Source organism: Amycolatopsis jiangsuensis, from assembly GCF_014204865.1.
Lineage (GTDB): Bacteria > Actinomycetota > Actinomycetes > Mycobacteriales > Pseudonocardiaceae > Amycolatopsis > Amycolatopsis jiangsuensis.
The window spans coordinates 2614312-2635098 of the sequence record NZ_JACHMG010000001.1 but is presented as its reverse complement, the minus strand read 5'-3'; the positions used below and the strand labels follow the sequence as shown (position 1 = coordinate 2635098).

Here is a 20787-nt window from a genome sequence, read left to right as displayed (position 1 = left end):
TTCACTTCCAGCGGAAGTGCACGAAGATCCGGCCGAAGTTGTCCTTGTCCTTCTCGACCCGATGGTAGAGCGCCTTCACCTCCTTGCGTTCCAGAAACCGCAGAACGTGCTTCTTGAGCTGTCCCGATCCCTTTCCGGGAATGATCTCCACCACCGGTGCCTTCTTCGCGACCGCTTCGTCGATCACCGCTCGCAGTGCCCGGTCGATCTCCCCGCCACGGTTGTAGATGTCGTGAAGATCGAGCTTCAGCTTCACGACTCCAGCCCGCCCTCGACCGAGGCAGGCGGCTGGAACCGATAGGTACAGGGCGTACCCGCCACCGCGGCGAACGGTCGCACCCGGCCTACCTCTGCGGTGTGCGGAACCGTTGTGGGTGAGCACGGGCGAGATGACCGATGGGACAGCACAGGCCGTGTTAGCGGCATACTGGCCGCGCTTTCCCCTCCTTCTCGCTTGAACGACTGCGGTCTCTCCCGCATGCGCGACTCTCTCCTTTCCGGCTGTGTGGCCTTCACTTTGCTGGTCGAGCAGCTCACTGTCGACCGACGGTATCGGTTGTGATCACCTGCCTCCTGCGAAACGGCTTCGCCATGCCCTCAGATACTCCCTCTTGGCCTCGCTCATCCGGTGTCCCGAGGCGTTGCAGACGAACAGTTCCGCTCCGGGCCACGCGTTCGCCAGCTCGTAGGCGGTCTCCACCGGACAGCTGAGGTCGAGTCTGCCGTGCACCAGCGCTCCCGGGATTCCGGCGAGCTTGCCCACGTTGCCGATCAGCTCGTCCTCGGCCAGCCAGCCGTAGCGTGCGTAGTAGTGCGAGCAGACGCGAACGAACTCGATCAGTGAGTCGTCTGCACGGGTGCCGAAGGTGGTCGGCTTCGCGCCGGGCTCCAGAGACAGCACGGTGGCTTCCCACCGCGCCCAGGCCGCGGCCGCTTGTTCTCGGGTACTGCGATCCAGATCCGCCAGCAACCGACCATACGCGGGAACCGGGTCGGCGGCACCGTCCGCGCCGGCGACGAATCGTTCGTGCTCCTCGGGGAAGAACCGCGAAACCCCGCTGTAGAGCCAATCTATCTCTTTCGGTCGGGTCAGGCTGATCGCGCTGAGCGAAATCCCGATCACCCGGTCGGGCTGGCGGAGTGCGTACGCCAGCGCCAGAGTGCTGCCCCAGGAACCTCCGGCGAGCAGCCAGCGGTCGATGCCCAGGTGCTTTCGCAGCAGTTCCATGTCCGCGACGAGATGGTGGGTCGTGTTGTACCGCATGTCCGTGGCCGGATCGGCGGCACTGGGTGTGCTGCGGCCGCAGCCGCGCTGGTCGAACAAGACGATCCGGAAGGTGCTCCCGTCGAATCCGGCGCGCATCCGCTCGGTACATCCCTGGCCCGGCCCGCCGTGCAGCACCACGAGGGGGGTGCCTGCCGGATTTCCGCACGTCTCCCAGTAGACCCGGTTGCCATCGCCGACATTCAGCCTCCCTTGTGCATCAGGAACAATCGTCATCCCGACAGCCAACCACACCGAACGCCGCGCAGCCCCGATCGGGGGAACTCGTGGCGGCTCCCGGGGTGTGCTGGCTAGAGTCGTGGGCACGAGATCGAATACGGCTCAGAGCCAGCCGGTGCACTCGCACCGGAATTCCCAGAATCCCCGTAATGCCAAGGCATCCGGTGGTCGCGTGGTGTGCGCGCCACGTGACTGCTTCCCCCGGCGCCTGCACCAGATCATCAGCCCGCCAAGGAAGTCAGTCCGTGAGTGGTCGAGCAAAGCACCATCCTCCGAGTCGTCCTAGGAGAAACCTATGTCCGGCAAGTGAATTTGAGATCCAGCGCCGCCACCCATTTCGCGACACCAGCAGAACGGAGAAGAGATGTACAAGGCCGGCCAAGGTGCCGCCGCACCTGCCGATCACCCGGGGCCGCGTCATAGTCGTGCTGCACCGCGCGGATCAGTGGGTCCCGGGCGCTCGGTGACAGCACGGCGACGTCGCGCCAGGGCGGGACGAAGACCCCTTCCGTCAGCCGAGGGCCTGCCACCAGCCGTCGACCGCGGGAGGATGGGCGACGTCGATCCGCTCACCCGGTTTCGGAACGGCGAGCGGAAGGTCGTTTGCCTTGGCCTCCCGCCACACCCGGTCCGCGGGCTCGGACCACGGATGCAAGGCGAGCGAGAACGTGGCCCAGTGCACCGGCACGAGCAACCCACCCCGCAGATCGATGTGCGCCGCCACGCCCTCCTCGGGTGTCATGTGGATATCGGGCCAGTGCGGGGCGTACGCGCCGATCTGGATCAGCGAGGCATCGAACGGGCCATACTGCGCGCCGATCTCGGCGAAGCCGCCGAAGTAGCCGGTGTCACCGCTGTAGAAGACGCGGTGGTGGGGCGCGGCAATGACCCACGAGGCCCAAAGCGTGCTGTCATTGGCGATACCACGGCCGGAGAAGTGCTGCGCGGGCGTGGCGATGAAGTGGACGCCCGCGACATCAGCAGTCTCGTTCCAGTCGAGCTCCACGATCCGGGCGGATGGGACGCGCCAACGCTCGAGGTGCGCGCCGACACCCAGCGGAACGAGGAACGGAGCGTCGGTGGCCGTGGTGAGCTCGCGGATGGTGGCGAGGTCGAGGTGGTCGTAGTGGTCGTGCGAGATCACGACCGCGTCCAGCCTGCCGACGTCGCGAAGCGGCACCGGCGGTGCGTGGAGACGGCGCGGGCCGGCGAACGCAGCGGGGGAGACCCTTTCGCTCCATACCGGATCGCACAGCACCCGGGCGCCATCGATCTCCACGAGCGTGGAGGCATGCCCGTACCACGTGAGGTGGAGGCCGGCACTGGAATCGGAGTCGGATTTCGCCGCGAAGGGCACGGCGGCCGCCGGCCTGCGCCGCCTGCGGTCGTCACCGAAAAGGAATTCGCGCAGGATGCCGCCCATCGAGGAGCGGGACGGAGTGGACCGGGTCGGCACCGTGTTGTGGAACATGCCGTCGGCGTACTGCGGTGATCGGCGCATGCGTTCGGCTCGCGCACCGGTCGCCTTTGCTCCGAAGGCCGCCCGGAGGTCGGTCAGCGCCGAGAACGTCTTCCTGCCCATGTTCGCGAGTTTACTGGCCATTCCTGAGAGGGGCCCCAGCTTCATGCAGATGTGTCAAGGTCTGCCGATAGGAGTCGACCAAACCGGTACGCAGGTATGGGATGCCCAGCTCGGAGCAGTACCGCTCGACGATCGGCTGCGCCCGGCGCAGGTGTATTGACGGCATGTTCGGGAACAGGTGGTGTTCGATCTGGTGATTGAGACCGCCGAGCAGAGTATCGAGAAGCGGTCCGCCGCGGATGTTGCGTGACGTCAGCACCTGCTTGCGTAGGAAGTCGAGCTCGGGCCGGCCGGTGAGGGTCGGCATGCCCTTGTGGTTGGGAGCGAAGATCGATCCCATATAGATGCCCCAGAGTCCTTGGTGAACAACGAAAAAGAGGACTGCCATGCCCGCGGGAAGGACGAGGAACAGTGCGGACACGTAGACCACGATGTGAACAGTGAGGAGGACGGCTTCCAAGCCGCGGCGCCGAAGGCCCGGACGCAGCACGGCGCGAATGCCGGACCAGTGGAGGTTGAGCCCTTCGAACGTGAGAAGCGGAAAGAACAGGGCAGCCTGGTGCCGCCCGACGAAACGGGGCAAGCCGCGGCTCTCACGGGCCTGGCGCTGGGACCAGACGAGGATGTCCGGCTCGACGTCCGGGTCGAGCTCCTCGTGGTTGGGATTGGCGTGGTGGCGCGTGTGCTTGTCCATCCACCAGCCGTAGCTCATGCCGATCGCGAGGTTTCCGGCCAGCCGCCCGGCGATCTCGGTCGGCCTGCGAGTCCGAAACACCTGACGATGCGCGAGATCGTGGGAGAGGAGCGCTATCTGACCGAACATGAACGCCTGGAACGCGGCGACGACTAGCTGCCACCACGAGTTCCCGAGCAGTGCGAAGGCTACCCAGCCGCCGATGAAGAAAACCGTCACCACGGAACCGCGGATCAGGTAATACCCGGGTCGCCGGGCGAGGAGGCCGGCGTCCGTGATGCGACGGGTGAGGCGGGAGAAGTCGCTGCCGGACCGGGTTGGTGGGGCGGGAAGGACGATTTTGTCGGTGGTCACCACCCAAGTCTTTCGGCGTCGGGTGCGGTCCAGAATCCTGCAGGCCCGAGAGCCGGCACGGGGGCTGGCCCCACCGTGGCGGTGTGGGCGAACTGGGGAAACGAGACGGGTGAACGGAGGAGAAGACTGTGGTGCGGCGGATCCTGAGCTGTGGAGGTGGGCAGCTCGGTGCTATCGGGCCAGGGCAGGTGCGCCGGTTCGTGCGAGCTGTGCGGCCGACAACGGTGCGGGAGAGGTGGTGCGGCTGAGGTACTACGAGTGCGGGTCGATGCACACTCCGCGTGCAAGAGATCGGTCGAGAGCGTTTCGGCTCGATGAGCGCGCTCTCGGAAGAGCCTGCGGACGAGCCTCGGATCGGGAGCTGCTTCGGGAGATCGGCGGCGGCCGTGCGGATGGGCGCTGAGATCAGGGTGCTGGTGGCTTGGGTACGGACCAGAAGTCCAGCGGAACGCGCCCCGCGGCGAGGCCGGACTCGTCGAGGAGGTGACCCATCAGCTTGATGCTGCGGAGCGTCACCGCGCGGTCCACGACCTCCATCCACGGCAGCTTGGTGGCCAGGGAGCCTTCCAGGGCGACGGCGTCCTGGTGCGTGCTCAACCACACCACGACGAGCAGATTCGCAGTTCCGGTGAGGGCTGCGCACAGGCGCACCTCGGGCAGGGTCGCGAGTGAGCGGGCGGTCGTTTCGAGCTTGTCGGGTGGGACGCGCAGCCACAGCATCGCCGTCACCGGGGCGGGGGAGAGTGGGCGCGCGATCTCGCAGCGGAGCCGTACGGCGCCGTGGCTCAGCAAGGTCTCCAGGCGGCGGCGCACGGTCGTCGCGCCCACGCCGAGGCGCAGGGCCAACGACGCCGCGGACGCCCGGACGTCCTCGCCCAGGGCCAGGATCAGCGCCCGATCCAGCTCGCTGAAGCGCAGTGGTGCCGTCGGGCGGGAGGCTCGGCCGGTGAGTGCCTCGCGTTCGACCGGAGAGATCGCGCGCACGCGCCAGCGACTGCCTTCGGCGAACATCCGGGGCGCCAGCACCGTGCGGGCTGTCCGCACTCCCGGGAGTGATGTCAAGCGATGCAGTACGTAGTCCGACAGGTCCCGCAGCGTCGGGACCAGGAGATGAAGACGGAGGTCACAATGTCCGGCCAGGTGCTCCACGGTCGCCACCTGCGGGTCGGCCGCAAGCTCGTGCGCTATGCGCACCGTCTCGCCCGGCTCGCAGTCCAGCTCCGCGAACGCCAGCACCATCTTCGCCACCAGTTCGCCGCCCGGGTACGCGGTGAGCCAGGCATACCCACGGGAGACGAGCGCTTCCCACCGGCGTGCGGCTGTCACCGCGCCGATGCCCAGCGCATCGCCAAGCACCGACCACGGCGCGCGCGGGTCGGTCTGGAGTGCGTCGACGAGTTTGAGATCGGGCTCGCTCAACATGGCGGATCCTTCGCCTCGACGCACCCGATCCGGCGGAATACGGCAATTTCCCCGGTCATCGCGTTCGACACTCCCATCATCGTCGGACCAGCATATGTCGATGTTCCTGCGAGGGAGAGTCATGTCCTTGCGCTCCGACGCCAACGCCCTGCACCCGGAACTGGTCGCGCTACGCCGCGCCCTGCACCGAGCTCCCGAGATCGGCCTCGATCTGCCACGCACCCAGGAGAAAGTGCTCACTGCCCTCGACGGGCTGGGCCTGGACATCTCCCTGGGCCGGAATCTGACGTCCGTCACGGCGGTACTCCGCGGCGGAGGCGGTACAGGAGGCACCGTGCTGCTCCGCGGTGACATGGACGCGCTGCCCGTCACCGAGATCTCCGGCGAGGAATTCTCTTCCGAGACCGACGGTGCGATGCACGCGTGCGGACACGATCTGCACACGGCCGGCCTCGTCGGCGCCGCCCGGCTGCTCGCCGCGCGGCGCCACCGGCTGCCCGGCGACGTGGTGTTCATGTTCCAGCCTGGTGAGGAAGGCTGCGACGGCGCCGGTCACATGCTGGAGGAGGGGGTGCTCACCGCCTCCGGGCAACCGGTCGACGCGGCTTTCGGGCTGCACGTCTCGTCTTCGCGGCACGAACGGGGCATGTTCTGCTGCCGTCCGGGCCCGCTGATGGCGGCGTCGGACGCGGTGAAGGTCCGGGTGACCGGTGCGGGTGGGCACGGCTCGGCGCCGGAGCTTGCCCGCGATCCGATCCCGGCCGCGTGCGAGATGGTCTCCGCGTTGCAGACTCGGATGACCCGTGGCTTCGGTGCCTTCGAACCGGCGGTGCTCACGGTGGGCAGCTTCCACGCGGGAACCCGGCGCAACGTGATTCCGGACGACGCCGTTTTCGAGGCGACCGTGCGCTCGTTCGACCCGGAGGTCCGCGAGCGGATCCGCACCGAGGTGACCCGGGCGTGCGAGGGAATCGCCTCCGCGCACGGCCTCGAGGTGGAAGTTTCCTATGAGGCCGAGTACCCGCTCACGGTCAACCACGAGGAGGAGCACGACTTCGTCGCCGGCACGGTGCGTGAGGTGTTCGGCAAGGAGCGATTCACGCTGCTGCCGCAGCCGATGACCGGCTCGGAGGACTTCTCCCGGGTGCTCGACAAGGTGCCTGGCGCCTTTGTGTTCCTCGGCGCGACCCGGAGCGGCGCCGATCCGGCGACAGCACCCAACAACCATTCGCCCCGGGCGGCGTTCGACGATTCGGTCCTCGCCGACGGTGCCACCCTGCTCGCCGAGCTGGCCTGCCGCAAGCTCGCGACTCTGGCAGCGTGACCCCATGCGCAGCTACCACCTTCCGCCGCTTCTGCCGGTGATCGCGTTGGTCCTCATGCCGTTCCTGCCGTTCGTCAACTCCACCGGGCTCTGGATCGGGTTGCCGAAAATGCTGGTGTGGGGCGGGTTCTGGTGCTTGATGTTCACGCCCGCACTCCTGCTGTCCGAGCGGCTGATGACCCGGCGCGGGGAGGAGCTGTCATGATCCTGGCCTTCACCCTCGTCGGCATCGTGCTGATCGGCGTGCTCGGATTCGTCGGGCGCCGGCGGCCTGCCGCGGATCTGTCGGAATGGACTGTGGGTGGCCGGAAGTTCGGTGCGCTCACCATGTGGTTCCTGCAGGCCGGTGAGGTGTTCACGACCTTCACCTTCCTGGGCATGGCGGGGTTGGCCTTCTCCGGCGGTGTCGCCGCGATGTATGCGCTGCCGTACGTGCCGATCGCTTACGTCGTACTGTTCTTCCTGGCCAAGCGGCTGTGGCAGATGGGAAAGGACCGCGGCTACCTGACGCAGGGCGACTTCCTCGAGGACCGGTTCTCCAGCCGTGCCCTCGGTACGCTGTCCGCGGTACTCGGCGTGATCTTCGTGCTGCCGTATCTGCAGCTGCAGATCACCGGCCTCGGGCTGATCGTCCGGCTGGTCACCGGCGATCAGGCGTCCGGCACGCTGAGCATGGTGGCCGGCAGCGTGCTCGTGGTGGCCTTCGTGCTGTGGGCGGGGCTGCGCGGAGTCGCGGCGACGTCCTACTTCAAGGACGCGATCATGCTCGTCGTGCTCGTGGTGCTGATCATCGCGGTGCCCGCGCACTTCGCCGGCGGCGTGTCCGGGGTGTTCCACAAGATCGAACAGCTGCACCCGGAGAAGCTGTTCGTCCACGCCGGGGCCAACGACCACACCTGGTTCATCACGAGCATGCTGGTGAGCGCGATCGGCGTCGGCCTGATGACGCTGCCGCACACGTGGCCGGCGCTGATGTCCGCGCGCGACCCGAAGGTACTGCGCCGCAACTACACCTGGATGCCGATCTACGAGCTGTGCCTGCTGTTGCCGATGATCATCGGCTTCGCGGCGATCCTGGTCGTCCCCCAGGACAGTGACCCGAACGGGGTGTTGCTCACGTTGAGCAAGGATGCCCTGCCGGGATGGGTGACCGGGCTCGTGGTGGTGGCCGCGACGGCGACCGCGATGGTGCCCGCCGCGGGGATCCTCATCGGCATTTCCTCCCTCGTGGCGCGGAACATCGCGCGGGTGCGCAGTGAACGAAGGCAGTTCTGGATCAACCACGGCACTGTCGTGCTGGCCAGCACGCTCGCGCTCGTACTCGGCATCTTCCGGCCCGATCTGCTGGCGAACCTGCTGCTGCTCACCTACTCCGGATCGGTGCAGCTGGCCCCGGCCAACCTGCTCGGTTTCCTGAAGAAGGTGCCGGTCGGCAAGGTGCCGGTGTTCGCCGGGCTGATCGCCGGCGAAATCGTGGTGATCTGGCTGACCTTCTTCGACACCAAGCTGGCGGGCACGGTGAACGTCGGGCTGATCGGCCTGGCAGTCAACGTCGTCGTGCTCGCTGTCGCCGCCCTGATCGAACGGGCTGTCGCCCGGCCCGCGGAACTCACGGAAGCTGGAGAACCGTTATGACGCGCACAGTATTCACCGGCGGCACGGTGTTCGACGGCACTGGTAGCCCACCGGCGCGGGCGGACGTCGTGATCGAGGACGGCCGGATCGTCGACGTGGGCACCGGTCTCGACGGCGACCGTGCGGTCGAGTGCGCCGGCGCCAGCCTGCTGCCCGGGCTGTTCGACTGCCACGTGCACGTCACCGTATCCGACCTCGGACTGCTGCCCCGGGTGCAGAAACCGTTCTCCTACCAGTTCTACGAGGCGGCCCGGAACCTCTGGACCACGCTCAAACTCGGCATCACCACGGTGCGCGACGCCGCCGGTGCCGACCTCGGCATCAAACAAGCGGTCGCCGACGGGCTGATTCCCGGCCCACGGCTGGAGATCGCGATCGGCCTGATCAGCCCCACCGGGGGACACGGAGATGGCTGGATGCCTTCGGGCCACTGCGTTCCGCTGTCCCTGCCCCATCCCGGCCGGCCGGACGCGACCGCCGACGGCCCGGACGAGATGCGCCGGGTGGCGCGCACGCTGTTGCGGGCCGGCGCCGATGTGCTCAAGGTGTGCACCACAGGAGGTGTTCTGTCGCCGAGGGACGATCCGCGGCACTCGCAGTTCACCCTCGAGGAGCTCGACGTGCTCGTCACCGAGGCTGTGATGCAGGGCCGCGCGGTGATGGCGCACGCGCAGGGCGCGGAGGGGATCAAGAACGCTGTGCGCGCCGGTGTCCGGTCCATCGAACACGGGATCTACCTCGACGATGAGGCCATCGAACTGATGCTGGCGCGCGGCACTTGGCTCGTCCCGACGCTCGTGGCGCCGGTCAATGTCATCCGTGCCGCCGCTGCGGGCGCTTCGCTACCGGATGCCGTGGTAGCCAAGGCGAAGGAGGTCGCGCAGGTGCACGCGGACTCGGTACGCCGTGCGGTGTCCGCCGGTGTCCGCATCGCCATGGGCACCGACAGTGGCGTCGGTCCACACGGGACGAACCTGGAGGAACTGGACCTCATGCGCTCCTGCGGGATGAGCCCGGCCGACGTACTCGTGGCGTCGACGTCTTCCGCGGCGCGGCTGCTCGGCAAGGACGGCGAGCTGGGCCGCCTGGCCCCCGGTCACCGCGCGGACATCGTGGTGGTCTCCGGAGACGCCTACGACTTCCCCGCACTGGCGGCGAACATCAGGGAGGTGTGGCAAGACGGAGTACGCGCCGTGTGACGGGCAGGTCCCGGCGGCCGGGCGAGTGGGATTTCCGGGGCGGCCCGGCGTTCGGGCGGCCCGGCGGCCCGCCCCGGTCCGCACTTCGGCAGACGACGGAGGCTACGAGCTCAGCGGACGGCTGGAGTTGCGGCGGCTCTACCAAGTCACGAGAACCGCTCCCGTGCGCCGGTTGCCGGATTCGGTTGGCGCTGGGTTCTGCGCGGTGAGACTCGGAAAAGGAGGTGAGACTAGGCAGGCGGCGGAGTCCGGATGGTGGGTTTGCCGGCAGGGATGGCGAGTAACGCTGGACGTGCTGGTTGTGCCGCCGGCACGGGGCGAGTTGTGCTCGGGTTTCGTGAGCCGTGAGCCGTGAGCCGTGAGCCGTGAGCCGTGAGCCGTGAGCCGTGAGCCGTGAGCCGTGAGCCGTGAGCCGTGAGCCGTGAGCCGTGAGCCGTGAGCTTCCGGCCGTGAGGGGTGAGGTGTGGGGCGTCCGGCTGTGGGCCGTGAGCGGTGAGGCGTAGGGCGTCCGGCCGTGAACCGTGACGCTTCCGGGCCGTGGGCCTCGATTCAGCGGGTCGTCTGATTCGGCGAGTTGCCGGAGACGAGGGCTGGTTTGTCGATCGGTCGGGTTCGGAAGACCGCCGGGGAGGTCGGCGGAGCGGCCGGCGGAGAGGTCCGCGGGCTTTGCCGGGAAGGCGCGTGGGCTTCGCCGGGATAGGCGGCGGGCGTCTGCGGGCTACGGCGGGACGGTAGGTCGGCTTCGGCGGGCACGGCGGGGCGGTCGACGGCCGGGCTCGGTCCCGTCCGGGATCGGTGCGTGACCGGAGCGGTTGGCGTGGCTGAAGCAGCTGGAGCGGCTGGCGTGGCCGGAGCGGCTCGAGCGCCCGGAGTGGCCGGAGCGCCCGGAGCGACTGGTGCGGCCGTACCGAGCGGGCGTTCGGCTGGGTGGGTACGGATCGCCCGTTCAGGGTGTGGCTGGCGGGCCGGGATACTGTCCGCCCGTGAACGAGAAGACCGAGGAACGCCACGCTTCCTGGCTCGAGTTGTTCTTCGACCTGGTGGCGGTTGCCGGGGTGGCGCAGCTCGCGCATCTGGTGCACGGCAGTTCGTCCTGGGGCGGGGCCGGGCTGTACGTGGTGTGTTTCCTGGCGTTCTGGACGGCGTGGATGTGCTTCACCGTCTACGGCAACGTCACCGGCGACGCGGCGCACACGCTGCCGGTGCTGCTCGCGATGGCGGGGCTGGTGTTCATGGCCGCGTCCGTGTCCGGGATCCGGGGAGAACACGCCGTCGTCTTCGCCGGTGCGTACGTCGGCGTCCGGGGGCTCGCGAGCCGGATGTGGGAGGGCAGACGCGGGGCGCGGGTGATCGCCGAGTGGCCAGTGGTGCATGCCGGAATGGGCGTTATTCCCTGGATAGTCTCGATCTGGGTGGACAGTCCGTGGCGGTACGGGCTGTGGGCGCTCGGGCTCGCACTGGACCTCGTGATCACCTTCGCCGTGTCCGGAGAGCGGCTCACCACGAGCATCACGGCGAAGCTGGTCCTCCGCGGTCAGCGTGCCGAGCGTGCTGCCTTCGCGCGGCTGGCCCGGCGTGACGAGCGTCCGGAACAGACGGCCTTCGCGCGGCTGGACCTCGCCCACTTCGGGGAGCGCCTCGGACTCTTCACGATCATCGTGCTGGGCGAGGGCGTGCTCACGATCACCGAGACGATGACCGAAATCCCGGAATGGAGCAGGTCGCTGTACTGGACGGCGATCGCCGCCCTCGCGCTGCTCGCGACGCTGTGGGGCGGCGCCCTCCACCGGGGATTCGCCGGCATTCCGCACCTGTCGCCGGACAAGGTGGGTCCGCGGGTTCTGCTTCCGCTGCATTGTCTGGTGGCCGGTCTCCTCGCGGTGCTCGCGGGTGGTCTCGGCGATGTCGTCGAGGCCGCGGAGCACGGCCAGGTCGAGGTTGCCACGCGCTGGCTGCTGTGCGGATGCGTTGCCGCGTTCGCGGTGATCGGCAGTGTCTGCGGCCTGGTTTCCGGACATCGGCCGCGATGGGCGTTCGTGGCGCTCGCGGCCGGGCTGGTGATTCCGCTCGCGCTCGGCTTCTTCGGTGACTCGGTCACGCCGGCGCGATTCCTGTGGCTGCTCGTCGTGGCTGCCGGCGCGAGCGCCGCCGGCAGCGTGCTCGCCAGGCGGAGGCGGCCCTAGACCCCAGGGTGGAGTGAAAGCCCCACCCTGGCGCCGACGCCCGTGCGGTGCCGTCGCGGCCATGCTGGCCAGGTCAAAGTTGCCGACCGGAAGGCCTGGTCCCGATGTCCGCCACCACCTCGAGCTCGTTCCTGCGCCGCCTGATGCCGAGTCTCGTCGTCAACGCTGTCGTGCCACTGGTGCTTTATCTGCTGTTGCGGTCGTCGATCGGGGAGGTGCCGGCGCTCGCGATCGGTGCCACGATCCCGCTCCTGGTCACCGTCGGCGAATTCGCGGTACGGCGGCGGATCGATCCGGTGGGTGTCGTCGTGGTGGCCGGATTCGCCGTGCTGCTCGTGGTCCTGGCGTTGTCCGGCGGGAGTGAGCTGGTGCTGAAACTGCGTGACACGCTGCTCACCGGACCGATCGGGCTGGTGTTCCTCGGCTCGGCGCTGATCCGGAAACCGCTGTTGGCTGCGCTGGTACGGTTCGCCACGCGGAACGGGGCCGGGCAGCAGAGCCGCTTGACCGGCGCCGCTCAGCAACGAGCGCTGACCGTGCAGACTGTGCTGATCGGCAGCATGCTCGTCGTGCACGCGCTGACGATCCTGACGCTCGCGCTGCTCCTGCCGACGGCGACCTTCCTGGCGGTCGGCCAGCCCGCCGGCTGGGCGGTGATCGCGCTCGGGCTGCTCGCCTCGTTCGCCCACCGCAAGCAGGCCCGCGCCCGGGCCGCGGCCTGAGAACTCACAGCGCGGCGAGCAGATCCCGCAGCGCGACGGCGAACTTGGCCGGATTCCGTTGCGGGGCCAGGTGTGCGCCCGGCATTTCGGTGAACGGCAAGCCGAGTTCCAACGCGAGGATCCGGGCCGGCTGGTAGTGGTAACGGCCACGGCTGGCCTCTCCGGCGACCGGGAAGATCTCGGTGCCGACCCGGCGCAGCGCGCGCAGGTCGGGCAGGTAGTCGAAGAACTCGGTCAGCTCGCGGTCGAACAGCCGGAGCCAGTCCGCCTCGTGCGGCAGGCGCAGATTCGGCAGATCGGGCAGGGCGGCGCCGGCGATCCCGTCCGCGAACTGCGTCACCGCGGCCATCACCGCACCCGACCGGGCCAGCCGGACCTGGCCGGCGGCGGCCTCCAGCAGTCCGCCCGCGTCGGGCATCAGCTGGACCGCGGGTGGTTCGTGCGCGACCAACGCCGACACCCGGTCCGGGTGCCGGGCGACGAGATCCATTCCGATCAGCGCACCTGCGCTCGTCCCGAAGACCGCCGCGGTGCCGGCACCGACGTGGTCCAGAACGGCCAGCGCGTCGTCGGCCTGCAACCGCACAGTGACCGGCCCGGTGGTGGTGTCCGTGCTCGCGAAGTGACCACGGCGGTCATAGGTGACCACGGTGTGGTCCGCGCGAAGCTGCTTCACGAGGGCGCGGAACGAATCGGCGCTGCCGATCCCGCCGGGGATGAGCAGGAGCAACGGCCCCGTCCCGGTGGTATGGACGGCCAGCTCGCCGTCGACGACCGGGCAGCGGCTTTCGATGCTTTCCGCGATCATGCCGAGAAGTCAAGCACAAGTCCGGGTACCGGCTGCCTTCCGCGGGCCGTTTTTGTCGGTGCCGGATGTGACACTGCGGGCATGACCAGTTGGCAGGAATTCGGCACCGCGGCTCCGTCACTGGCCGAGCGGCTGAGGGCTCGGTTCACGGCGGCGGATGCCCACGTGTTGGCCACGCTCCGGCGTGACGGCTCGCCCCGCGTCAGCGGAAGTGAAATCGAGTTCCGCGGCGACGAGGCGTACATCGGCTCGATGGTGGACGCGCGGAAGGCACGCGACCTCCTCCGCGACGGCCGGTTCGCCCTGCACGCGTCACCCGGCATCGAGCAGGGTGGCGACGCGAAGCTCGCCGGTCACGCCGTGGAGGTCACCGACCCGGCCGAGGTGGCCCTGCACCAGCAACCCCAGCCGAGCCACCTGTTCCGGCTCGACATCGAGGAAGCCGTGCTGACCTGGGTCGAGGGCAACACGCTGCTGGTGGAGTCGTGGCACCCGGGCCGGTGGGTACGGTTCGCGCGCCCGGACAACGGACCGGCCGTACGAACGGAACTGGGGTGATCGGCCCGCCGACGTGAGCGGGCGGACGTGACGGGATGGCTCGCGGCGAGTGGTGTTGCTGCTGCGGCCGGATTGAGGTGACCAGCTTGTGTGGAGGTGAGGTGATCAGGTGCTGGCCACTTGGGTGTCAGGAGTAGTGGCGCGGCCGGTGGCCGGGAGGCGCTCCGAGACGGTGGTGGCTTCCATGGGCCGTCGGCGCGCGTGATGACCGGCTTGATTGGCAAGGCGTCGTGTGGGTGTCAGTGGCGGTGGTGCGGCCTCTGGTCGAAAGGTATGTCAGCGCGGTGGTGGTCGACATGGCTACCTAGTGCGGTGGTGGAGCGTCGGGCCCGCGCGCAGTGCGGGTCTCCGGTGGTGGTTGAGGGGTGTGTCGGCGCGGGTGGTGGTCGGCATGGGTGCGCAGTGCGCTGATGGAGTCCGGGTCTGAGCGTCGTGCGGAACTTGGGTGGCGGTTTAGAGGCGTTCCGGCGTGGGGGCGACATGGCTGCGTAGCGCGGTGGTGGAGTGTCGGGGTCTGCGTGCCGTGCGGGTGGTGGTTGAGGCGTGTGCCGGCGAGGTGGTGGAGCGCTGGGCCTGCAAGCAGTGCTGGCCCCCGGTCGTGGTTGAGGCGTATGTCGGCGTGCTGGTGCTCGGCATGGCTGCCGAGTGCGCCGAGGGAATCGAGGCCGAGCGCCGTGCGGAGCTCACGTGGGGGTCAGAGGCGTTCCAGCACGGTGGCGGTCGACATGGCTCCGCCGGCGCACATGGTCACCAGGGCTGTCGTCGCGTCTTGGCGTTCCAGTTCGTGGAGGGCCGTGGTGAGCAGGCGGGCTCCCGTGCTGCCTACCGGGTGGCCCAGGGCGATGGCGCCGCCGTTGACGTTCACGCGGGACTCGTCCGGGCGGTGTACTCGTTGCCAGGACAGGACTACCGAGGCGAACGCTTCGTTGACCTCGAACAGGTCCACGTCGCCGATCTTCATCCCCGCCGCGTCCAGGACTCGCGAGGTCGCCTGGATCGGGCCGTCCAGGTGGTAGTACGGCTCGGCGCCGACCAGGGCCTGGCGCCGGATGCGGGCGCGTGGGCGCAGACCGAGGGCGTGGGCCCGGGAGGCGTCCATCACCAGCAGGGCCGCAGCGCCGTCGGAGATCTGGGACGACGTTCCCGCGGTGTGGATTCCCTCCGGTACTACCGGTTTCAGTTTCGCGAGACCGTCCATTGTGGTCTCGCGTAGGCCTTGGTCACGTGTCACCGCACCGGAACCGTCGGGCGCCTTCACCGGTGCGATCTCCCGGTCGAAACGGCCTTCCGACCATGCCGTGGCCGCGTTCCGCTGGGAACGGACGCCGAATTCGTCCACGTCCGCGCGGGTGATGCCGCGGCGTACGGCGATGCGTTCGGCCGCGCCGTACTGGTTCGGCATGTCGATCGACCACGAGTCCGGACGAGCCGCGCCGACGTCCGTACCCCGGTTCGAGCCCAGCGGCACGCGGCTCATCGCCTCGGCACCGCAGGCCACCCCCGCGGAGATCGCGTCCGCGGCGATCAACCCGGCCACCAGGTGCGCGGCCTGCTGGGCCGAACCGCACTGCGCGTCGATCGTGGTGGCGCCGGTCGCCTCCGGGAGGCCGGCGTGCAGCCACGCGGTGCGGCTCAGGTTGCCGGCCTGCTCGCCCGCCTGCGTCACCGCCCCGCCGATCACCTGCTCGACCTCCGCCGGGTCGATTCCCGCGCGGTCCAGCAGCGCCCGCTGCGCCGCGCCGAGCAGCTCGGCCGCGTGCAGCCCGGACAGCCACCCGCCGCGTTTGCCGATCGGCGTCCGGACGGCTTCCACGATCACCGGTTCACCCACGAGCGTCCCCTTCCGAAGTTCCCTCAAAACTAGAACGCGTTCCTCTTTCAGGCAAGCATCCGCACGCCACGGCCGAGGTGTCCGACCTTCGACTGAGCGCTCGTTCACCTGCGACGACGGAACCTTGACCGGTAAAGTAAACGGGTATCACTGAAGTGGGTTCCGTTGGTTAACACCGTATGCTCTACTGGGTCTTAGAACGCGTTGCAGTGGGTATCACCGCCGATCCCGTGCAGGAGGCAGCCCGTGGCCGCTCCATCTTTGCCCGCCGGTTTCGACTTCACCGATCCGGACCTCTATGCCAGCCGGCTGCCGCTGGCGGAGTTCGCCGAACTCCGCCGCACGGCACCGGTCTGGTGGAACCCCCAGCCGCACAACACCGCCGGCTTCTCCGACGACGGCTACTGGGTCGTGACCCGGCACGAGGACGTCAAGGAAGTCTCCCGGGACAGCGACCTCTACTCCTCCTGGGAGAAGACCGCGATCATCCGGTTCGACGACCAGATGACGCCGGAAAGCCTGGACGCCAACCGCCTGGTGCTGCTCAACATGGACGCCCCGCAGCACACGAAGCTGCGCCGGATCGTGTCCAAGGGCTTCACTCCGCGCTCGATCGCGAAGCTGGAGGACACGCTGCGCGAGCGCGCCGAGCGGATCGTCTCCGAAGCCCGCAAGAAGGGGTCCGGCGACTTCGTCACCGACGTCGCGTGCGAGCTTCCGCTGCAGGCGATCGCCGAGCTGATCGGCGTACCGCAGGAGGACCGGCTGAAGATCTTCGACTGGTCCAACCAGATGGTCTCCTACGACGACCCGGAGTACGAGGTCGAGCCGCTCACCGCGTCCGCGGAGATCGTCGGCTACGCCTGGAACATGGCCGAGGAGCGGCGCCGTTGCCCGATGGACGACATCGTCACCAAGCTGGTGCAGGCGGACGTGGACGGCGAGTCCCTCGGCTCGGACGAGTTCGGCTTCTTCGTCATCCTGCTCGCGGTGGCGGGCAACGAGACCACGCGCAACGCGATCACGCACGGGATGAAGGCCTTCCTCGACCACCCGGACCAGTGGGCGCTCTACAAGGACCAGCGGCCGAAGACCGCGCCGGACGAAATCGTCCGCTGGGCGACACCGGTGGTCGCCTTCCAGCGGACCGCGACGCGCGACACCGAACTCGGCGGTGCGCGGATCCGCAAGGGTGACCGCGTCGGCATGTTCTACAGCTCGGCCAACTTCGATCCCGAGGTCTTCGAGCAGCCCGGCCGGTTCGACGTGCTGCGCGAGGACAACCCGCACGTCGGGTTCGGCGGCACCGGCTCGCACTACTGCATCGGTGCCAACCTCGCGCGGCTGGAGATCGACCTGATCTTCAACGCGATCGCCGACGTCATGCCGGGCATCAGCGAGGCCGCCGCGCCGGAGCGTCTCCGTTCCAGCTGGCTCAACGGGATCAAGCACTACCAGGTCCGCTACGCCTGACCGGCCGGACCTGCCGGGCACCGCCGTGAGGGGGCGGTGTCCGGCGGGTAAGGCGCCGGGTTCGCGGTGCAGGTGATCTCAGCCCGACCTCGGTCGCTGCGGTGCGCGGGCGAGCACCGCGTGACTTGCCACGGGAGCGCGCCGTGGCCAACTCGCCACACGCCGGTGTTCGCCACCGTGGACGGGTGCCGTCTCCGGGATCACGGACCGACGTCGGTCGCACGCGTGTCTCGCGACAAAGTTCGGGTTCGCTGGGTAGACAGTGTCGGTGATGCGTTCCCGCGAGATGCCCGGACCGAGCCGGTGGGCCCGTGCGCGTGCCCGGTACCGGTGGCTGGATCACCTGGCCCGGGCCACGAACCGGTACCTCGAGTACGGCGGCTACCACTACGTCGCCTCGATCACCTACTTCAGCCTGCTGTCGCTGGTGCCGATCCTGATGCTGACCTTCTCGGCCGCCGGGTTCGTGCTGGCGAGCCAGCCGCAGGTGCTGGATTCCCTGCTGCACGCGCTGACCGGGACCCTGCCGGGTTCGCTTGGCGACCAGGCGTCCGGCCTGCTGACCGGGTTCGTCGAACAGCGCACGGGAGTCGGTGTCGCCGGTCTCGTCGTCGCGCTGTACTCCGGCTGGAACTGGATGAACGCGCTGCGGGACGCACTCACCGCGATGTACGGCCAGAACCGTTCCGACGACCCGTTGCTGCGCACGATCCTGGTGGACGTGCTCGCGCTCCTCGGGCTCGCCGCGGCGCTGCTGGTGTCGTTCGGCATCACCGTGTCCGGCACGGCGGTCGGACGCTCACTGCTGGGGCTCGTCGGAGTAGCGGACACCAGCTGGGGACACACGGTGCTCTCCGCGACGTCGGTGCCGCTCGCGCTGCTCGCCGACTGGCTGGTGTTCCTGTGGGTGCTGACCCGGCTGCCTCGGGAACGCGTGGGCTGGCGCAGCGCGCGGCGGGGCGCGGTGGCCGCGGCGCTCGGCTTCGAACTCCTCAAGCACGCCGGTGGTCTCTACCTGAGCCTGATCAGCCAGTCGCCGTCCGTGGTGGCGTTCGGCTCGGTCATCGGCCTGCTGTTCTTCATCTCGCTGATCGCGCGGATGCTCGTGTTCATCACCGCGTGGACCGCGACCGCCGGCGACGCACCGCTCAAACCGGTGCCCCCGCCCACGTCGGCCCAGCTGCGGCCAATCGTGGTGCAGAAGCACAATGCCTCGGTACCGGCCGCTCTCGGCGTGGTATTCGGTGTCCTGGGCACCCTCTTCGCGCTGCGGGGCCGCCATCGTCGTTAGGGTTTGTGCGAACCGACCACCCACATGCTGAAGTACTGCGAGCCGCCGCCGTATGCGTGGCCGAGGGCCAGCCGGGCACCGTCCACCTGGTAGTCCCCGGCGCGGCCCATGACCTGCTTGGCCGCCTCGGAGAACCGCAGCATCCCGGACGCGCCGATCGGATTCGACGACAGCACGCCGCCGGAGGGGTTCACCGGCAGCCGGCCGCCGATCGCGGTGTCGCCGGCTTCGGTGACCTTCCAGCCCTCGCCCTCCGCGGTGAAGCCCAGGTTCTCCAGCCACATCGGCTCGAACCAGGAGAACGGCACGTAGATCTCCGCGACATCCACTTCGGACAGTGGGTCGGTGATGCCGGCCTCGTGCCACAGCGCGGCAGCGGCGTCCCGGCCCGCCTGCGGGTTCACCTGGTCACGACCGGCGAACGTGGTGGGTTCGGTCCGCATCGCCGTGGAGTGGACCCAGGCCGCGCCGCCGGGCACCGCGTCTCCCGAGGCCTCGTCGCCGAGCACCATCGCGCACGCGCCGTCGGAAGAGGGGCACGTCTCGTCGTAGCGGATCGGGTCCCACAGCATCTGCGACGCCTGCACCGATTCCACCGTGATGTCCGTTTGCCGCAGGTGCGCGTACGGATTGAGGGCACCGTTGCGCCGATCCTTGGCGGCCACGATCGCGCCGATGTGCTCGGGCGCGCCGGAACGGCGGATGTAGGAGCGCACGTGGGGTGCGAAGTAGCCACCGGCGCCGGCACCGACCGGCATCTGGAACGGCGGTAGGATCGAAAGACCCCACATGGCGTTCGACTCGGACTGCTTCTCGAACGCCACCGTCAGCACCCGGCGGTGGACGCCGGACTGGATCAGCGACGTGGCCACGAGCGCGGTCGACCCGCCCACCGAGCCGGCGGTGTGCACGCGCAGCAACGGTTTCCCGTTTGCGCCCAACGCGTCGGCGAGGAACAGCTCGGGCATCATCACGCCCTCGAACAGGTCCGGGGCCTTCCCCAGGACGACCGCCTCGATGTCGTCCCAGCCGACCTGTGCGTCGGCCATCGCCCGGTCGATCGCCTCGCGAAGCAGACCGGGCATGGACACGTCGGTGCGCTTCGCGCGGTGGTGCGTCTGGCCGGTGCCGAGCACCGCGGCGAGCTGTTTCGTCATCGTGCCTCCAGCACGGCGAGAAGGTTCTGCTGCAGGACGGGACCGCTGGTCGCGTGCGCGAGGGTCTTTCCCGCCTCGCCGCGGTGGATCCGCGCGGCCGCCTCGCCGATGCGGGCGAGCCCGGCGGAGAACATCGGGTTCCCGGTCAACGCTCCACCGGACGGGCTGATCCGCACGTCGCCGTTCAGGCCGAGTGCACGGCGCAGGATCAGCTCCTGGTGGGTGAACGGTGCGTGCAGTTCGGCCAGCTCCACGCCGTCGAGGTCGAGCGCCCGCGCGGCCGCTTCGGTGGACGGCGAACGCGTGAGGTCGCGCGCGCCGAGCACGGGGGAGTCGACGCGGTGCTCGACGCCGGTGAGGATCGCCGGCCGGTCGACGAGGTCGCGGGCTCGCTCCGCGGATGCCAGCACGAGCACCGCCGCACCGTCGGTGACCGGGGCGATATCGTGTGTCCGCAACGGATCGGCGACGTACGGGGTGTCGAGCAGTTCGGCGACGTCGACCCTGCCGGACAGCTGCGCGGCGGGGTTGTCCGTGGCGTCGGCACGAGCGCGCGCGGCGACCTCCGCGAGGTCCTTTTCGGACCACAGGCCGGCCTCGAGACCCAGCCGGGCTTGCAGGCCGGCGAGGCTCAGCGAGTCCGGCCACAGTGGAGCCAGCACGTACGGGTCGAGCTGCAGAGCGAGAACCCGGCGCAGCTGCCCGGCACTCGCCTTGCCGAACCCGTAGACCAGCGCGGTGTCCACCTCGCCGGTCCGGATCTTCAGCCAGGCCTCGTACAGTGCCCACGCGGCGTCCATCTCGACGTGCGACTCGTGGATGGGCGGGAATGCACCGATCGCGTCCACCGCGGCGATGAACGAGAACGCCCGCCCGGCCAGGTAGTCCGAGGACCCCGAGCACCAGAACCCGATGTCCTGTTTGGACAGCCCGGTGGCGGCGAAGACCTCGGCCAGGATCGGCACGAGCATCTCGACCCCGTTGGTGGTGCCCGCTGTCTCCCGGACGTTGGGCGCCTGCGCGAAACCGGCGACGGCTACTTCAGGCATG

At 69.1% G+C, this 20787-nt stretch carries 18 protein-coding genes; 9 read left to right on the top strand and 9 right to left on the bottom strand.

All coding sequences use genetic code 11. The features are described from left to right. Position 1 precedes the first annotated feature (1 nt). The 5 genes from BJY18_RS11510 to BJY18_RS11490 all read right to left on the bottom strand — a co-directional run bounded on the left by BJY18_RS11510 (position 2) and on the right by BJY18_RS11490 (position 5556). Positions 2 to 256 (bottom strand): Smr/MutS family protein, encoded by a 255-nt coding sequence (locus BJY18_RS11510; protein WP_184779964.1) that lies wholly within the window; start codon positions 254 to 256, stop codon positions 2 to 4. Between the two features lie 306 nt (positions 257 to 562). Continuing rightward, entirely contained in the window at positions 563 to 1501 is a 939-nt protein-coding gene (pip, locus tag BJY18_RS11505) for a prolyl aminopeptidase (RefSeq protein ID WP_184779963.1), read from the bottom strand. 514 nt (positions 1502 to 2015) lie between these two features. After that, on the bottom strand, positions 2016 to 3086 hold the full coding sequence (locus BJY18_RS11500; RefSeq protein WP_221457675.1) for an MBL fold metallo-hydrolase: 1071 nt from the start codon (positions 3084 to 3086) through the stop codon (positions 2016 to 2018). A 10-nt stretch (positions 3087 to 3096) separates the two neighbouring features. Then, positions 3097 to 4134 carry a fatty acid desaturase family protein gene (locus tag BJY18_RS11495; RefSeq protein ID WP_184779961.1) on the bottom strand — a complete coding sequence of 346 codons (1038 nt, stop codon included), beginning with the start codon at positions 4132 to 4134 and terminating at the stop codon, positions 3097 to 3099. A gap of 405 nt (positions 4135 to 4539) precedes the next feature. Continuing rightward, positions 4540 to 5556 carry an Lrp/AsnC family transcriptional regulator gene (locus tag BJY18_RS11490; RefSeq protein ID WP_246458841.1) on the bottom strand — a complete coding sequence of 339 codons (1017 nt, stop codon included), beginning with the start codon at positions 5554 to 5556 and terminating at the stop codon, positions 4540 to 4542. 121 nt (positions 5557 to 5677) lie between these two features. Between BJY18_RS11490 and BJY18_RS11485 the strand changes: the two genes are divergently transcribed. The 6 genes from BJY18_RS11485 (at position 5678) to BJY18_RS11460 (ending at position 12619) form a co-directional block, all read left to right on the top strand. Next, complete coding sequence (locus tag BJY18_RS11485; RefSeq protein WP_184779960.1) at positions 5678 to 6880, top strand: M20 metallopeptidase family protein; 1203 nt, start codon at positions 5678 to 5680, stop codon at positions 6878 to 6880. Between the two features lie 4 nt (positions 6881 to 6884). Further along, a complete protein-coding gene (locus tag BJY18_RS11480; RefSeq protein WP_184779959.1) occupies positions 6885 to 7085 on the top strand; it encodes a hypothetical protein in 201 nt (66 codons plus the stop codon). Continuing rightward, complete coding sequence (locus BJY18_RS11475; RefSeq protein ID WP_184779958.1) at positions 7082 to 8515, top strand: sodium:solute symporter family protein; 1434 nt, start codon at positions 7082 to 7084, stop codon at positions 8513 to 8515. Before BJY18_RS11480 ends, BJY18_RS11475 begins: the two co-directional genes overlap by 4 nt. Next, positions 8512 to 9714: a metal-dependent hydrolase family protein gene (locus BJY18_RS11470; protein ID WP_184779957.1), complete on the top strand. Its 1203-nt coding sequence runs from the start codon at positions 8512 to 8514 to the stop codon at positions 9712 to 9714. Before BJY18_RS11475 ends, BJY18_RS11470 begins: the two co-directional genes overlap by 4 nt. Before the next feature lie 983 nt (positions 9715 to 10697). Further along, a complete protein-coding gene (locus BJY18_RS11465; RefSeq protein ID WP_184779956.1) occupies positions 10698 to 11897 on the top strand; it encodes a low temperature requirement protein A in 1200 nt (399 codons plus the stop codon). Positions 11898 to 12001: 104 nt separating this feature from the next. Next, a complete protein-coding gene (locus BJY18_RS11460; RefSeq protein ID WP_184779955.1) occupies positions 12002 to 12619 on the top strand; it encodes a VC0807 family protein in 618 nt (205 codons plus the stop codon). A gap of 4 nt (positions 12620 to 12623) precedes the next feature. On the opposite strand, the gene BJY18_RS11455 is transcribed toward BJY18_RS11460, so the two are convergent. Continuing rightward, positions 12624 to 13427 (bottom strand): alpha/beta fold hydrolase, encoded by an 804-nt coding sequence (locus BJY18_RS11455; protein WP_184779954.1) that lies wholly within the window; start codon positions 13425 to 13427, stop codon positions 12624 to 12626. Positions 13428 to 13508: 81 nt separating this feature from the next. Between BJY18_RS11455 and BJY18_RS11450 the strand changes: the two genes are divergently transcribed. Further along, positions 13509 to 13985: a pyridoxamine 5'-phosphate oxidase family protein gene (locus BJY18_RS11450; RefSeq protein ID WP_184779953.1), complete on the top strand. Its 477-nt coding sequence runs from the start codon at positions 13509 to 13511 to the stop codon at positions 13983 to 13985. Between the two features lie 694 nt (positions 13986 to 14679). Here BJY18_RS11450 and BJY18_RS11445 read toward each other — a convergent pair. Continuing rightward, positions 14680 to 15816 (bottom strand): steroid 3-ketoacyl-CoA thiolase, encoded by a 1137-nt coding sequence (locus BJY18_RS11445; protein ID WP_184779952.1) that lies wholly within the window; start codon positions 15814 to 15816, stop codon positions 14680 to 14682. A 246-nt stretch (positions 15817 to 16062) separates the two neighbouring features. Here BJY18_RS11445 and BJY18_RS11440 point away from each other — a divergent pair, with 246 nt between their 5' ends. Further along, entirely contained in the window at positions 16063 to 17289 is a 1227-nt protein-coding gene (locus BJY18_RS11440) for a cytochrome P450 (RefSeq protein WP_184779951.1), read from the top strand. Between the two features lie 271 nt (positions 17290 to 17560). After that, entirely contained in the window at positions 17561 to 18580 is a 1020-nt protein-coding gene (locus tag BJY18_RS11435; RefSeq protein ID WP_246458839.1) for a YhjD/YihY/BrkB family envelope integrity protein, read from the top strand. Here the strand turns inward: BJY18_RS11435 and BJY18_RS11430 are convergent. Together BJY18_RS11430 and BJY18_RS11425 are read right to left on the bottom strand one after the other, a co-directional pair. Then, entirely contained in the window at positions 18577 to 19737 is a 1161-nt protein-coding gene (locus BJY18_RS11430) for a thiolase family protein (RefSeq protein ID WP_184779950.1), read from the bottom strand. The genes BJY18_RS11435 and BJY18_RS11430 overlap by 4 nt on opposite strands. Beyond that, entirely contained in the window at positions 19734 to 20786 is a 1053-nt protein-coding gene (locus tag BJY18_RS11425; RefSeq protein ID WP_184779949.1) for a thiolase family protein, read from the bottom strand. The genes BJY18_RS11430 and BJY18_RS11425 overlap by 4 nt, the downstream gene beginning before the upstream one ends. Between the last annotated feature and the right edge of the window lies 1 nt (position 20787).